The organism is Defluviimonas sp. SAOS-178_SWC, from assembly GCF_039830135.1.
GTDB lineage: Bacteria > Pseudomonadota > Alphaproteobacteria > Rhodobacterales > Rhodobacteraceae > Albidovulum.
Window position 1 is genome coordinate 1,541,038 of sequence record NZ_CP156081.1, and the last position, 14,804, is coordinate 1,555,841.

A 14,804-nucleotide genomic window follows, 5' to 3' on the forward strand; every position below is an offset into this window, starting at 1 on the left:
GGGCACCTCAGCGCCCCGCTTTTCCGCGCAGGAGCGCCTTGCGTGCGGCATCGTCGAGGATCTCGCGCCCGACCTCGGTGCCGAAATGCTGGCTTTGGCTCAGGCCGGGAAAGCGCGCCTTGACCTCCTCGGCCAGATCCGCCGGCATGAGCATCACGGTAGCCTCGTTCACCATCAGGCTTTCGGCCGGGATGCCCTCGGCATAGATGATCTCGTGCCGGTCGAAGACGAGGCTGTAATAGTCGACGAAACCGCCCTCGCGCCGGGTCACGGTATCGCCGTCGACGAGATGCTTCGCCTGCACGAGAAGCTCCGCCGTGCCGCCGAGCCGCTTTTTGCCGCGCTGGTAGATGAAGACCCGGTGATGCGGGCTGACGACGAGGTCGGTATCGTTGCCAAGTGTTCCGGCCGAGATCACCACCGGCGCGAAGGCCCCCTTGGCGCGCAGAGTGGCTTTGCCGATCCAGCGGACCTCCTGCGGACCGTGATCCCGGGTCAGGATCTTGTCGCCCGGCTGTAGCGCCTCGATCGGACGCTGGGCGCCGCCCGGCAGCGTAACCATCGTGCCGGAGGCGAAGGACACGCAGACGATATCGGCGATGCGGATATCGCCGATATCGGCGCTTGCGGCGATGAGCGTGTAGTCGAAGCGCGGCGCAATCGGAGAAAGCGGGATGGCGAGGCTCTCGCCCGACGCATCATGTCGAACGATCAGCACCTCCACCTGGTCGCCGTCGGGCGCCATCAGCGTCAGGAGCGAGAGCAGGCCGACCCTGTCGCCGGGCTGGCCGATCTCGGATCCCTCGGCCAGCGTCTGGGCCTGCCGGTCGCCGGCGACGGGGGCGAGCATCAGCCGCAGCGACGGCGCCTCGCGGTCGAGCCGGTAAACGTCGCCCGGCTCCACCAGCCCGGCGTCTGCGATCGGATCGCCGAGATTGGCGCCGCTCGCGACGCGGAGCGCGCGCGCGGGATAGGCATGCGCCGCATGGGCGGGCAGCATCTCGGTTCGATCCGGCATCTTTCGACCTTCGACCTCGGCGGTGAGGGCCCGCCCTGTCCTCGATTACCAAAGCCGTGGCTTCACCGTCAACGCGCAGAGGCGGCGGGGGCTGCCCATTCGGGCTGGTGCGTGGCCGGTCATTGGGTATTCTGGCCCGCGACTGACAGGAGATGACGATGGATCTGGGAATTCGCGGCAAGAGGGCGCTGGTCTGCGCCGCGTCGAAAGGCCTCGGGCGCGGGTGCGCGGAGGCTTTGGCGGCGGCGGGGGTCGACCTCGTGCTGAACGCGCGCGGGGCGGAGGCGCTGGCGGAGACGGCGGCGGCGATCCGCGCCGCGCACGGGGTTGCCGTGACCGAGGTCGCGGCCGACATCACGACCGAGGCGGGCCGTGCCGAGGTTCTGGCGGCGGCGGGAAACATCGACATCCTCGTCACCAATGCCGGCGGTCCGCCACCGGGCCTGTGGTCCGACTGGGACCGCGAGGATTTCATCCGCGCCCTCGACGCGAACATGCTGACGCCCATCGCACTGATGAAGGCCCTGATGCCGGCGATGATGGCGCGGGGCTGGGGCCGGGTCGTCAACATCACCTCGCAATCGGTAAAAGCGCCCATAGCGCAGCTGGGCCTGTCGAACGCCGCGCGCGCCGGGTTGACGGGTTACGTCGCGGGAACGTCGCGGCAGGTGGCCCCGGCCGGCGTCACCATCAACAACCTGCTGCCCGGCATCCATGCGACCGACCGGGCGGATTCGCTCGATGGCGGCGTCGCTAAGGCGCAAGGAATCACGATCGAGGAGGCGCGGCAGAGACGCGCCGCGACGATACCCGTCCGTCGCTATGGCACGGCGGCGGAGTTCGGCGCCGTCTGCGCGTTCCTCTGTTCGGCCCATGCGGGCTTCATCGTCGGGCAGAACATCTTGCTCGACGGCGGCGCGATGAACGCGACGCTGTGAGCGGCGCCGGTCCGGTCCTGCGCTACCTGAGCCATCCGGAAGTTGCTATCGCCCCCGCAGTTCCGGTGCCGGAATGGGGGCTGCACCCGCGCGGGCAGGCCCGGATCGCCGCGGTGGCGGCCCGTGGTTGGCCGGCGGGAACGGACAGGGTGATCTCCTCGGCCGAACGCAAAGCCCGCGAGGCCGCGCTGCCGCTGGCGGAGGCCCTGGGCCTCGCCATCGAGATCCGTCCGAGGCAGGGCGAAATCGACCGGTCGTCGACCGGCTATGTGCCGCATGCGCGGCACGAGGCGCTGGCGGATCGGTTCTTCGGCCGTCCCGAAGAGAGCGCCGACGGGTGGGAGACGGCGCGTGCGGCACAGAGGCGCGTGCTTTCCGATCTGCGCGCGATCCTCGCGGAGACCGCAACCGGCGATCTGTTGATCGTCGGTCATGGCGGGGTCGGGACACTGCTTCTTTGCCATTTCGCCGGATGGGCCATCGACCGGGCACGCGATCAACCCGCCGGCGGGGGCTATTGCTTTGCCATCGCGCTGGAGGGGATGTCCGTGATGCATGGCTGGCAGCCGGTCGAGACGCTGGGCGGATAGGGCCATCGCGCTTGCGGGCTGGGGCGGGGGCTGCTATCCGGGTCCAAACCCGACGAATTCGCTCGGGGAAAGGGATGACCGGACTTGACCGCCACACCGCCACGCCTGGAGGTACAGAACCTGATTCGCCATTTCGACGGGCGGACGGTGGTTGACGACGTGTCTCTCACGATCGAGGCCGGTCAGGTGACCTGCCTTCTCGGTCCTTCGGGCTGTGGCAAGTCGACGACGCTCCGGATGATCGCCGGCGTCGACATGCAGGATGCCGGCCGCATCCTCGTCGATGGCGTGCTTGTTTGCGACACGGTCTTCCGGGTTCCCCCCGAACGGCGCTCCATCGGGCTGATCTTCCAGGATTTCGCGCTCTTTCCGCATCTCTCGGTCGAGGAGAACATCGCCTTCGGCCTGCCGCGCGGGCCCGATGAGCGGGCGCGACGGGTCGGTGAGCTTCTCGAGCGGGTCTCGCTCTGCGGGTTCGGACCGAAATATCCGCACGAGTTGTCGGGCGGGGAGCAGCAGCGCGTGGCGCTGGCCCGCGCATTGGCGCCGCGGCCCCGCATCCTTCTGATGGACGAACCCTTTTCCGGCCTCGACGAACGGCTTCGCGACGGGATCCGCGACGAAACGCTGGCGCTCCTGAAAGAGGAAGGCGCGGCCGTCCTTCTCGTCACGCATGAGCCGCACGAGGCGATGCGCATGGCGGACGAGATCGCTCTGATGCGCGCCGGCCGCGTCGTGCAGCATGGCGCGCCCTACAATATCTACAACGCCCCCGTCGACCGGGAGGCGGCGGCGTTCTTCTCCGATATCAACATCTTGCGCGGCGAAGTTCGTGGCGCGCTGACGCAGACCCCGTTCGGCGAGTTCCTCGCCCCCGGTGTGGCCGATGGCACAGAGGTGGAGATCGTCATCCGCCCGCAGCACCTCAAGATCGACTTCGACCGCGCCGGGCGCGGCCCCAATCCGACGGCCGAGGACGGCACACCGGCACGCGCGGTGGTGGAACGGGCGCGGTTCATGGGACGTGAAAGCCTTGTCGAGTTCCGCATGGATGCGGGCGGCGAGATCCTCAAGGCGACGGTGCCGGGGGTGTTCCTGCCGAAGCCGGGAACGGTGATGTGGCTCATGATCCGCCGCGACCGCTGTTTCGTCTTTCCCCGGTCTGGCTAAGAAAACGGATCGACCCGAGGTCGGGTGCGTCCTTGAGCGAATTGTTCGAAGGTCCGTACAGCACCAAGTGCCGGCGCAGGGACTACGGGCGATGTGCGCCCTTACTCGCGCCCCGTCCGCGCCGCCCGTCCGCCGCGCCTTTGGCGCAGCCGCGGCGCGCGTGCGGGCAGTTCCGCCATGATCGCCCGGCGCGCCTCCGGCGTCATCCGTCCCCAGCCCGCGATCTCGTCGATGGACCGCAGGCAGCCGACGCAGAGCCGTTCGGTCGGATGGACGACGCAGACCTTGACGCAAGGGCTGTCGATTTCCTGCCGTTTCCAGACGTCGTCGGTCATTGGGTCCGCCTCAGATGCCCGATCCGGTCGAGCGCGCCTTGCAGAATATATCCCGCCGCAACATGGTCGATCACCTCGGAGCGACGTTTGCGGGTCGTATCCGCCTCCAGAAGCGCCCTTTCCGCCGCGACGGTGGAGAGGCGTTCGTCCCAATAGCCGATCGGCAGATCGGTGAGGCGCGTCAGGTTGCGCGCGAAGGCGCGGGTCGACTGGCAGCGCGGCCCCTCCGTTCCGTCCATGTTGAACGGCAGGCCGAGGATCAGCCCGCCGATCTCGCGCTTCGCGCAGATCGCCAGAAGGGCTTCGGCATCGGCGGTGAACTTCGTGCGGCGGATGGTTTCGAGCGGCGTCGCAACCGAGAGCCGGCGGTCGGAAACCGCTACGCCGATGGTCTTGGTGCCAAGATCGAGCCCGGCCAAAGCCCGGTCGCGGGGCAGGGCGGAAGCGAAGTCCTCGACCGTCTCGAAGATCACTTGGCGACCCCCGCCTGCTCCGCCGCCGCCCGGACGGTCGCAAGCTCGGTCTCGTGACCAGCGAAGACCGTCTGCGCCTCGGCCCAGATCTCCGCCGCGCGCTCGGCCTCGCCAAGAACGCCCAAGGACGAGATCAGCCGCGCCCAGTCCTCCGGTGGCCCGCCTTCGGTCGTGAGCCGGTCGGACAACCGGTCGACCATCGAGCGGATCATGCCTTGCCGATCCTCATCGCTCATCTGCGCGGCCGCCGCCAGGTCGGCCGCATCGGGCCCCGGCTGAGCCCCGGGCGCGGCGGGCGGCGTGTAGTCGACCCCGGCCGCCGTGGCGAGCATGCCGATCTGGGACCGGATCGGTGCGATCCACGGCGCCTCTTCCGGCCCTTCCTCCAGAAGCGCGCGCCAGAACCGGAAGGCGAGGTCTGGCCGCCCGGCCTGCGCCCACATCAGCCCCGTGTAGAACCGCGCGGTGCCGTTCTTCGGATCGCGCTCGAGGGCAGAGGCCAGCGCCTGCTCCGCCTCGGGGGAGACATAGCCGCCGGCCGCCATGACATAGCTGTCCGCCAGCGTCGCGTAGTCCGTTGCCGTCGCCGCGTCACCGGCAAGCGCGATGACCCGCGTCTGCGCCTCGGCCCCGGCCGCGAAATTGCCGAGCGCCGTCTCGTTCCGCGCCAGGAGCCGCTGGCCGGCGATATCGTCGGGATTGGCCGCGACGGCCTGGCGCAGCCGCGCCATCAGATCCGCATAGGCCGGATCGGGCGCCGGATGTTCGGGCAGCACGGTTTCGGCCTCGGCCGCCGCCTGCGACGGACGTTCCGCACGGAAGGCTTCGGCCCGCGCCAGGCGCTCCGAAATCGGCAGGTCGGGGTAGCCCGGCGCGCCGGTCCGGAGATAGAGCGCCACGCTTCCGGCCAGGGCGACCGCGACCGCGATCACGGGCAGGGCCGGCGAGCCGCGCTTTTCCGGCGCGACCCCGGCGCGGTCGGCCTCCAGGAGTCGGCGCGACACCTCGATTCGCGTGCGGTCGGCCTCCGCCGCGCTGATCACGCCGCGCGCGAGATCGCGGTCGATCCCGGCCAGCTGGTCGCGGTAGACCTGCATATCCGCATTGACCTCGGGCCGCGCCGCGCCGCCCTTCAGCGTCGCGCGCACCAGAACCGCCCCGATCAGCGCCGCGAGCGCCAGTGAAAAGATCCAGAACAGCATCGCATCCCCGTTTCTGCCGTCTCACTTAAGCCTTCCATCCCCGCCGGGGAAGGCCAAAGCCCCGGTCCGAACGCGGTCCAGTTGTCGCAGCACGCCGCCAATGTCGCATTTTTCCCCAATACGACGCTTGCCAGACGGTTGCCAAACGCGAGACGGTCCATCAAGCCGCCACAGGTGCCGCATCGCGCCGGAAAGGGATTCGTCATGGCCATGAAACGCTATTCGGTCTTCGCCATCGCGCGGGAAGCGATGAGCTACCATCAGGGCTGGGAACGGGCCTGGCGCTCGCCCGCGCCGAAGCGGAAATACGATGCGGTGATCGTCGGCGCCGGCGGGCACGGGCTGGCCACCGCCTATTACCTCGGCAAGAATTTCGGCATCAGGAATGTCGCGATCATCGAGAAGGGCTGGCTCGGTGGTGGCAATACCGGGCGCAACACCACGATCATCCGCTCGAACTACCTTCAGGATCCCTCCGCCGCGATCTACGAAAAGGCCCGCTCGCTCTACGAGACGATGAGCCAGGACCTGAACTACAACGTCATGTTCTCCCCCCGCGGCCTTCTGATGCTCGGCCAGACCGAGCATGAGGTCCGGGGCTACAAGCGCACCGTCTATGCCAACAACCTTCAAGGCGTCTCGACCGAGTGGATCTCGCCGCAGAAGGTCAAGGAACTGGTACCGATCATCAATATCGACGGGCCGCGCTATCCGGTCCTCGGCGCGCTTTATCAGGCGCGCGGCGGCACCGCGCGGCACGACGCCGTGGCCTGGGGCTACGCGCGGGCTTGCTCGGCGATGGGCATGGACGTGATCCAGCAATGCGAGGTCACGGGCGTGCGCACCGAAGGCGGCAAGGTCGTCGGCATCGACACCTCGAAGGGTGCCATCGACTGCGACAAGCTCGGCATGGTCGTGGCGGGGCATTCGTCGGTTCTGGCCGAGATGGCGGGCTTCCGGCTACCGATCGAATCCCTGGCGCTTCAGGCGCTCGTCTCCGAACCGATCAAGCCCTGCATGGACGTGGTCGTGATGGCCAACACCGTCCACGGCTACATGTCGCAGTCCGACAAGGGCGAGATGGTGATCGGCGGCGGCACGGACGGGTTCAACAACTACACCCAGCGCGGCTCCTTCCACCATATCGAGGAAACCGTGCGGGCGCTGGTCGAGACCTTCCCGATGATCAGCCGCCTGAAGATGCTGCGCCAGTGGGGCGGCATCGTCGACATGACCGGCGACCGCTCGCCGCTGATCTCGAAGACGCCGGTCGACGGCATCTTCGTCAATTGCGGCTGGGGCACCGGCGGTTTCAAGTCGATCCCGGGTTCGGGCTGGGCGATGGCCGAACTGATGGCGCGGGGGGCCTCGCCGCTCGCCGAGGAGTTTTCCATGTACCGCTTCCGCGAAGGCAAGTTCATCGACGAAAGCGTCGCGGCGGGGGTGGCGCACTGATGGGGCTAGAACAAGTTTTTGCCGGGGAAATCGGGACCGCCGCCTTTGGTTTTTCCCTTGTCATGGGCGCTTGCTCCGAGACCGCGCCAAACCATGACGAACGCGGCGACCAGCAGAATAGCGAGAGGCGAAAGCTTCAACAGCGTGTCCATTCGAAAGAGTTGGGCATGCACGTCGTGAACTTCAACAAGGAGCCCGCACGATGCTGACCCTTGAATGCCCCTATTGCGGCGTCAACGCCGAGGAAACCGAACTCCAGGCCGGTGGCGAGGCGCATCTGAAGCGCTACGGGCCGGGCTCGACCGACGAGGAGTTCGACGGCTACATGTTCAGCCGCAAGAACCCCAAGGGCGTGCATTTCGAACGCTGGCGCCATGCCTATGGCTGCGGCAAGTGGTTCCTTGCCGCGCGCTGCACCGCGACGCTGGAAGTGTTTGGCACATATCCGGCGCAGTCGAAGGAGCCGCCCGCCGATCTGCAGGCGAAGATCAAGGCGAAACGCCCGGGCTGGGAGGGCTACAAATGAGCACGCGTCTTCAGAAGGGCGGCCGCCTCATCGACCGCACGAAACCGCTCTCCTTCACCTTCAACGGGCGGAAGATGCAGGGCTATGCCGGCGACACGCTCGCCTCGGCCCTTCTCGGCCAGGACCAGATGATGGTCGGCCGCTCGTTCAAGTATCACCGCCCGCGCGGTGTGATCGCGAGCGGCGCGGAAGAGCCGAACGGCCTCGTCGGTCTTGGCACTGGCGGCAAGTTCGAACCGAACCAGCGCCTGACCACGACCGAGCTGTTCGACGGCGCAGAGACGGCCAGCCAGAACCACTGGCCCAGCCTGGAATTCGACGTGGGCGCCATCAACGACCGCTTTGCGCGCTTCCTGCCCGGCGGCTTCTACTACAAGACCTTCATGTTCCCGCGCTTTGCCTGGAAGCATGTCTTCGAACCGGTGATCCGCCAATCGGCCGGCCTCGGCAAGGTGCCGCAGCATCGCGACGAGGACCGCTACGAATATGCCTACGCCTTCGCCGATCTGGTGATCGTCGGTGGCGGCATCGCCGGCCTTGCCGCGGCCCTTGCCGCTGGCAAGAAGGGCAAGCGCGTCTGGCTGATCGAGCAGAGCGTCCATTGGGGTGGCCGCGCGGTCGTGGACGGCGTTCAGATCGAGGGCATGGACGCCTCGGACTGGGTGAAGGAGGCTGTGGAAGCCCTTGAGGGTATGGAGAATGTCACGCTGCGTTCGCGGACGATGGCCTCCGGTCTTTACGACCACGGCTACCTTCTGATGTACGAGCGTATCGCCGACCACACGCCGGGCGACGGCCGTCCGCGCCACAGGCTCTGGCGGATGCGCGCGGGTCACATCATCACCGCGACCGGCGCGATCGAGCGTCCGCTCTCCTTCGCCGGCAACGACATTCCGGGCGTGATGCTGGCCTCCGCGGTGCGCGACTACGTCGTCAACTGGGCCGTCAGCCCCGGCGACCGCACGGTGATCGTGACCAACAACGACGATGCCTACCGTACGGCGCTGGCGCTTCTCGACTCGGGCCTCGTCGTGCCCGCGATCATCGACGCGCGGCCCGAGGCGAAGGGCGCGCTGCCCGAGGAGGCGCGGGCCCGAGGTCTGCGCGTGATCGAGGGGCACGGGATCGCGAAAGTCAAGGGATCGAAACGGGTTACCGGCGTTTCCTTGTGCGTACAGGCGGGCGAGGGCGCGGAGCTTGAGACCATCGCCTGTGACGCCGTGGCGATGTCGGGCGGCTGGTCGCCGGTCGTTCATCTCTGGTCCCATTGCGGCGGCAAGCTGATCTGGGACGAGGCGCAGGCGATGTTCCGCCCCGACGCCAAGCGTCCCGCCACCGGCGCGGACGGCGCGGCGATGGTGACGGCCGTGGGCTCCGCGAACGGCATCCTCAACGCCCACGAGGTTCTCGCCGACGCGCATGCCGCCGCTGGCGGCGCGGGCGCCGCGCCGGGCGCGGTCTGCGGCGAGGAAACGCCGATGATGCCGGTCTGGATCATGCCGCAGGGCGCCGGCCCCGCGCTTCGGATGAAGATGTGGCTCGACCCGCAGAACGACGTGAAGGTCTCCGACGTGCAGCTTGCCGCACGCGAAGGCTACGAAAGCGTCGAGCACACCAAGCGCTACACCACGCTCGGCATGGCGACGGATCAGGGGAAGATCAGCAATATCAATGGCCTCGCCGTGCTTTCCGATGCCCTGAGCCGGGGCATCCCGGAAACCGGCACGACGACCTTCCGACCGCCCTATACCCCGATCTCGATGGGGGCCATTGCCGGCGAGGCGCGGGGCGAGATCTTCCAGCCCTTGCGCAAGACCCCGATGCATGGCTGGCACGAGACCCACGGCGCCCATTGGGAGCCGGTCGGGCAATGGCGGCGGCCCTACTGCTTCCTTCGCCACGGCGAGGGCGTGCATGACGCGGTCAACCGCGAGATCCGCAACACCCGCAACGCGGTCGGCCTGCTCGACGCCTCGACGCTCGGCAAGATCATCGTCAAGGGCCCGGATGCCGGCCGCTTCCTCGACATGCTCTACACCAACATGATGTCGACGCTGCCAGTCGGCAAATGCCGCTACGGTCTCATGTGCAACGAGAACGGCTTCCTGTCGGATGACGGCGTCGTCGTGCGTCTGACCGAGGACAGCTGGCTTTGCCACACCACGACCGGCGGGGCGGAGCGCATCCACGGCTGGATGGAAGACTGGCTGCAATGCGAGTGGTGGGACTGGAAGGTCTATACCGCGAACGTGACCGAGGAATACGCCCAGGTGGCAGTTGCAGGCCCCAACGCCCGGAAACTGCTGGAGAAACTCGGAGGGATGGATGTCTCGAAAGAGGCGTTCCCGGCGATGGAGTGGCGCGAGGGCACGCTTGGCGGCTTCCGCGCGCGGATCTACCGGATCTCGTTCTCGGGCGAGCTGTCCTACGAGGTCGCGGTGCCGGCCTCGGAAGGCCGCGCCTTCTGGGACGCGCTCCTCGCGGCCGGTGAGGAATTCGGGGTCATGCCCTACGGCACCGAGGCGATGCATATCATGCGCGCCGAGAAGGGCTTCATCATGATCGGCGACGAGACCGACGGCACGGTGATCCCGCAGGACCTGAACCTGCAATGGGCAATCTCGAAGAAGAAGGAAGACTACCTTGGCAAGCGCGCCCAGGAACGCTCCTTCATGGCGAGCCCGGATCGCTGGAAACTCGTCGGCCTCGAAACGCTTGACGGCGGCGTGATCCCCGATGGCGCCTATGCGGTGGCCGAGGGGGTAAACGCCAACGGCCAGCGCAATACGCAAGGGCGCGTCACCTCGACCTATTTCTCGCCGACGCTCGGCAAGGGAATCGCGATGGGGCTGGTGAAGTACGGGCCCGACCGGATGGGCGAGGTGCTCGACTTCCCGGTCGACAATGGCAAGGTCGTCAAGGCGCGGATCGTCGATCCGGTCTTCTATGACAAGGAAGGAGAAAAGCAAAATGTCTAAGGCAGTCAGCGCCTTGGAAGGCGTTTCTCACAAGGGCTTCGTCGAGGTCGCGGAAGCGGGCCTGCGCGGCATGATCACGCTGCGCGGCGATCTCGCCTCGGCCAAGATGAAGAAGGCCGTGAAGGCCGCGACGGGCACCGCGGTTCCGGCGGCGCGCCGGATCGAACTCAACGGCGACAAGGCCGCGGCCTGGATGTCGCCGGACGAGCTTCTGATCCTCGTGCCGTATGCCGAGGCCGTGGCGACGGTCGAAGCGCTTGATAACGCTTTGGCGGGGGAACACCACCTCGCCGCCGACGTCTCCGACGCCCGCGCGGTCTTCACGATCCGGGGCGCGAAGGCCGAGGAGGCATTGATGAAGCTGTCCCCGGTCGATTTCGCCACGCTCGCCGAGGGCGAGATCCGCCGCACCCGCACGGCCCAGGTTGCCGCCGCCTTCTGGAAGTCGGGGCCTGAGGAATTCACCCTCGTCTCGTTCCGCTCGGTCGCGGGCTATGTCATGGGGCTGCTCGAGGTTTCGGCAAAGGCCGGCTCGGAACTCTTCCCGGCCTGATCTTCCACTCGGGCGATGTCCTCTTTGATGGACGCGGGGGGCGGAACACCCCCCGCTGCCGGTTCGGTCAGTCGATCCCGTTGGCGCGTTGCAGCGCCCGGACATAGGCAACGATATTGGCCACGTCCGACACCGTCAGCCCTTCGACCGGCGGCATGTTTCCGAACGGCCAGTGATGTGCCCGGACGCCGTTCTGCACCGCCATCAGGAAGGCCTGATCGCCGTGGTGACCGGGCTCGTAGAACTTGTGGATGAGCGGTGGCGCCTTGCCGTCGGTGCCCGCGGCATTGGTGCCGTGACAGGCAGCGCATTTGGCATTGAACGCGGTCTCGCCCAGAACCTCGTTGCCCGTAAGGGCGGCCGGAGTGACGGCAACCATTGCCCCGGCGGGCAGGGCGGCCGTGGCGGCGGGCGCTGTCGGCGCGTTCTGAACGCGGGGCAGGATGAGGTAACCCGCCCCGACAACGGCTGCGAGCGCGATGGAATAGAGAATGGGTTTGTTCATTTCGTCCTCGTATGGCTGGACCGGCCGGAAGCGCCGCGCCGGTCATGTTGCGTGACTTGGCTGCGCCGGCGGCGGGGCTCCGCGCCGGTGCGGCGGTTTCACGCGTTCGGAGGACGCAAGGGGCCTCCTGCGCTCACACGCGGGTGGAGGGGCGGCGCATCTTCACCCTGAACGCTGGTCGCGACGTCGTGTGCTGTCGGGAAATGCTGGGTCGGTATCGCCACTGCGACCGCATGTCCAAGGCAGAGCGTTTCGCGGCAGGCCGCATCGGGCGCAGGACAGGGTGCCGACGGATCGGCCGGACAGACGGACGCCTTCGTGGCGTGACAGGGCGGTTCGGCCGCGACAGCGCCCGGCGCGCCGATCTGCACCGCGACAAGGGCGGCCAGGCAAAGACAGATCAGCCAGTTTGTGAACATGCGGAGCATGGCACGGGTTTAACACTTCGCGCGACAGGCTCAACGCCTTTTGCCCGCGCCGGGCGCCGGCCGGGCCGCGACATGTCGAAGCGCCTTTTCGCGCCCTGCGGCCGGCCCGCCCTTGACCTTCGGAACCCGAGCGCGCTTATACGGGTTGAGCTTTCTCTCAGCGCGAAAGGATTCCGACCATGGCCTTCACTCTTCCCGACCTTCCCTATGCCCACGACGCGCTCGCATCGCTCGGCATGTCGAAGGAAACGCTCGAATACCACCACGACCTGCACCACAAGGCCTATGTCGACAATGGCAACAAGCTGATCGCCGGCACCGAGTGGGAGGGCAAGTCGCTCGAAGACATCGTCAAGGGCACCTACCAGGCCGGCGCGGTCGCCCAGAACGGGATCTTCAACAACGCCAGCCAGCATTGGAACCACGCCCAGTTCTGGGAGATGATGGGGCCGGGCGAGAACAAGAAGATGCCGGGGGCGCTTGAAAAGGCGATCACCGACTCCTTCGGATCGGTCGACAAGTTCAAGGAAGATTTCGCCGCCGCCGGCGCGGGCCAGTTCGGCTCGGGCTGGGCCTGGCTCGTCAAGGACAAGGACGGCGCGCTCAAGGTTACCAAGACCGAAAACGGCGTGAACCCGCTCTGCTTCGGCCAGACCGCGCTTCTGGGCTGCGACGTGTGGGAACATTCCTACTACATCGACTTCCGCAACAAGCGTCCCGCCTACCTCACGAATTTCCTCGACAAGCTCGTGAACTGGGAAAACGTGGCCTCGCGCCTCTGACAACCGGCGCAGCGTGCGATTGAAGTGATCTCGCGACGCGGCATAGTGAAGGGCCTGCTGGGACTGTTCCTGGCAGGCCTTTTCACATCCGCCTACGGCTTCTTCATCGAGCCTGCGCTGCGGCTGAGGGTGAAGCGCTGGCGGATCGCACCTGCACATTGGACGGCAGGGCCGCTGCGGATCGCCGTCGTCGCCGATGTCCATATGGGTGAACCCTTCTTGACGCTGAAGCGGTTACAGCAGGTCGTGGCGCGCACCAACGCGCTCGGCGCCGACCTGATTGTCATCCTCGGCGATCTGGAGGCGGGGCACCGCTTCATCACGAAGAAGGTGTCGATGGAGGCGACAGCTGCCGTGCTGGCGCAGCTGACCGCGCCGCTCGGTGTTCACGCCATCCTTGGCAATCACGACTGGTGGCACGACCGCGCGGCACAGGCGCGGGGCGGCGGGCCGAACCGGATCGCCGGCATCCTGCGCGCGGCGGGAATTCCCGTCCTGCAGAACGATGCGGTGAAACTCGGCGAAGGCTCCGCCACGGGGCCGTTCTGGCTGGCGGGGCTGGAGGATCAGCTTGCGATCGGCATCGGTCCGATGATCTTTCGCGGCCTTCACGACTTGCGGGGCACACTCTCCAAGCTCACCGACGACGCGCCGGCGATCCTTCTGGCGCATGAGCCGGACATCTTTCCCGAGGTCCCCGACCGGATCGCTCTGACCCTGTCGGGCCATACCCATGGCGGTCAGGTGCGGCTCTTCGGCTGGTCGCCGGTGGTTCCTTCCGAATACGGAAACCGCTTCGCCTATGGCCATGTGCGCGAGGGCGGGCGCGACCTCATCGTCTCGGGCGGGATCGGCTGCTCGATCCTGCCGGTGCGCCTCGGTGTCGTGCCCGAGATCACGCTGATCGAGGTCGGCGCATGACCGAGGCGGCGAAGGGTGTGCTGGCGATGGTCGTCGCCTGCACCGTTTGGGGGCTTTCGGGGATCTATTTCAAGGCCATTGCCCATGTGCCCCCCCTTGAGGTCCTGGCCCACAGGACGCTCTGGTCGCTGGTCTTCTTTCTTGCCGTCCTCGCGGTGCAGGGGCGCCTATTGCTGCTGGCGCGGCTTCTTTGCGGGCGCTCCCTGGCGATGGTCGCGTTCGCGGCAGCTATGGTCTCGGCCAACTGGTTCGTCTTCATCTGGTCGATTCAGAGCGGCCACGCGATCGAGGCGTCGCTCGGTTACTTCATCTTCCCGCTCGTGGCGGTGATATTCGGGCGCGTCCTGTTCCGCGAGGATTTGGCGGGCGCGCAGTGGGCGGCGGTGGCTATGGCGGCGCTCGCGGTTGTCATTCTGACCGTGGGTCTTGGCGCGGCGCCGTGGATCGCGCTCTGTCTGGCCACGACCTTCGGCACCTACGGGCTGCTGAAGCGGCAGATCGAGGCGGGGCCGCTTCTGTCGGTCGCAGGAGAGGTGTCGCTTCTGACCCCGATCGCGCTTTATTCGCTCTGGAGCATTCATACCGGCCGGTGGGGCGGGGATGGCGGCGCCTTTGGGCAGAATTGGCATGTCACCCTGATGCTTGCTTTTTCCGGCGTTCTCACCGGCGGGCCGCTGATGCTTTTTTCCTATGCCACGAAGAGGGTCCGGCTGGCGACCGTGGGCCTCGTTCAGTACCTCAACCCGACGCTGCAATTCGCCGCCGCGGTTCTGGTCTTCGCCGAACCCGTGACCCGCTGGCACATGATCGCCTTCCCGCTGATCTGGCTGGCGCTCGGCCTGTATTCGCTGGCCGTTTTGCGGTCGGAGCGTCGCCGCCGAGCGCTTCCGGTGGCGGGGTAGGGCGCCCCCGAAGGGACGCCCCGGTTCC

16 protein-coding genes are annotated in these 14,804 nt (G+C 67.3%); 10 read left to right on the plus strand and 6 right to left on the minus strand.

All coding sequences use genetic code 11. The features are described from left to right. Positions 1-7: 7 nt before the first annotated feature. Entirely contained in the window at positions 8-1,018 is a 1,011-nt protein-coding gene (locus tag V5734_RS08335) for a Hint domain-containing protein (RefSeq protein WP_347313041.1), read from the minus strand. A 158-nt stretch (positions 1,019-1,176) separates the two neighbouring features. Between V5734_RS08335 and V5734_RS08340 the strand changes: the two genes are divergently transcribed. From V5734_RS08340 to V5734_RS08350, 3 genes are all read left to right on the plus strand, one after another. Continuing rightward, positions 1,177-1,956 carry an SDR family oxidoreductase gene (locus tag V5734_RS08340; protein WP_347313042.1) on the plus strand — a complete coding sequence of 260 codons (780 nt, stop codon included), beginning with the start codon at positions 1,177-1,179 and terminating at the stop codon, positions 1,954-1,956. Next, positions 1,953-2,546: a histidine phosphatase family protein gene (locus tag V5734_RS08345; protein WP_347313043.1), complete on the plus strand. Its 594-nt coding sequence runs from the start codon at positions 1,953-1,955 to the stop codon at positions 2,544-2,546. Before V5734_RS08340 ends, V5734_RS08345 begins: the two co-directional genes overlap by 4 nt. A gap of 84 nt (positions 2,547-2,630) precedes the next feature. Then, entirely contained in the window at positions 2,631-3,716 is a 1,086-nt protein-coding gene (locus V5734_RS08350; RefSeq protein WP_347313044.1) for an ABC transporter ATP-binding protein, read from the plus strand. Between the two features lie 101 nt (positions 3,717-3,817). On the opposite strand, the gene V5734_RS08355 is transcribed toward V5734_RS08350, so the two are convergent. The 3 genes from V5734_RS08355 to ccmI are packed head-to-tail and all read right to left on the minus strand — an operon-like array spanning position 3,818 to position 5,726. Next, positions 3,818-4,051: a DUF1289 domain-containing protein gene (locus V5734_RS08355; RefSeq protein ID WP_347313045.1), complete on the minus strand. Its 234-nt coding sequence runs from the start codon at positions 4,049-4,051 to the stop codon at positions 3,818-3,820. Further along, entirely contained in the window at positions 4,048-4,524 is a 477-nt protein-coding gene (gene ruvX, locus V5734_RS08360; RefSeq protein ID WP_347313046.1) for a Holliday junction resolvase RuvX, read from the minus strand. Before ruvX ends, V5734_RS08355 begins: the two co-directional genes overlap by 4 nt. Beyond that, on the minus strand, positions 4,521-5,726 hold the full coding sequence (gene ccmI, locus V5734_RS08365; RefSeq protein WP_347313047.1) for a c-type cytochrome biogenesis protein CcmI: 1,206 nt from the start codon (positions 5,724-5,726) through the stop codon (positions 4,521-4,523). Before ccmI ends, ruvX begins: the two co-directional genes overlap by 4 nt. Before the next feature lie 210 nt (positions 5,727-5,936). Between ccmI and V5734_RS08370 the strand changes: the two genes are divergently transcribed. From V5734_RS08370 to V5734_RS08385, 4 genes are all read left to right on the plus strand, one after another. Continuing rightward, on the plus strand, positions 5,937-7,181 hold the full coding sequence (locus V5734_RS08370) for a sarcosine oxidase subunit beta family protein (protein WP_347313596.1): 1,245 nt from the start codon (positions 5,937-5,939) through the stop codon (positions 7,179-7,181). A gap of 202 nt (positions 7,182-7,383) precedes the next feature. Then, the gene (locus V5734_RS08375) at positions 7,384-7,707 is read left to right on the plus strand and encodes a sarcosine oxidase subunit delta (protein ID WP_347313048.1); all 324 of its coding nucleotides are present in this window, start codon (positions 7,384-7,386) and stop codon (positions 7,705-7,707) included. Continuing rightward, positions 7,704-10,685: a sarcosine oxidase subunit alpha family protein gene (locus V5734_RS08380; protein WP_347313049.1), complete on the plus strand. Its 2,982-nt coding sequence runs from the start codon at positions 7,704-7,706 to the stop codon at positions 10,683-10,685. The genes V5734_RS08375 and V5734_RS08380 overlap by 4 nt, the downstream gene beginning before the upstream one ends. Then, positions 10,678-11,238, plus strand: a complete 561-nt coding sequence (locus V5734_RS08385) for a sarcosine oxidase subunit gamma (RefSeq protein WP_347313050.1) — start codon at positions 10,678-10,680, stop codon at positions 11,236-11,238. Before V5734_RS08380 ends, V5734_RS08385 begins: the two co-directional genes overlap by 8 nt. A gap of 67 nt (positions 11,239-11,305) precedes the next feature. Here V5734_RS08385 and V5734_RS08390 read toward each other — a convergent pair whose 3' ends face one another. Next, positions 11,306-11,743 (minus strand): c-type cytochrome, encoded by a 438-nt coding sequence (locus tag V5734_RS08390; RefSeq protein WP_347313051.1) that lies wholly within the window; start codon positions 11,741-11,743, stop codon positions 11,306-11,308. A gap of 98 nt (positions 11,744-11,841) precedes the next feature. Continuing rightward, positions 11,842-12,171: a hypothetical protein gene (locus V5734_RS08395; RefSeq protein WP_347313052.1), complete on the minus strand. Its 330-nt coding sequence runs from the start codon at positions 12,169-12,171 to the stop codon at positions 11,842-11,844. A 179-nt stretch (positions 12,172-12,350) separates the two neighbouring features. Between V5734_RS08395 and V5734_RS08400 the strand changes: the two genes are divergently transcribed. From V5734_RS08400 to rarD, 3 genes are read left to right on the plus strand one after another with little or no spacing between them, the layout of a single operon-like run. Further along, positions 12,351-12,953 carry a superoxide dismutase gene (locus V5734_RS08400; RefSeq protein ID WP_347313053.1) on the plus strand — a complete coding sequence of 201 codons (603 nt, stop codon included), beginning with the start codon at positions 12,351-12,353 and terminating at the stop codon, positions 12,951-12,953. 45 nt (positions 12,954-12,998) lie between these two features. Further along, entirely contained in the window at positions 12,999-13,874 is an 876-nt protein-coding gene (locus V5734_RS08405; protein WP_347313054.1) for a metallophosphoesterase, read from the plus strand. Continuing rightward, positions 13,871-14,776, plus strand: coding sequence for an EamA family transporter RarD (gene rarD / locus V5734_RS08410; RefSeq protein WP_347313055.1), 906 nt, complete (start codon positions 13,871-13,873; stop codon positions 14,774-14,776). The genes V5734_RS08405 and rarD overlap by 4 nt, the downstream gene beginning before the upstream one ends. Positions 14,777-14,804 lie beyond the last annotated feature (28 nt).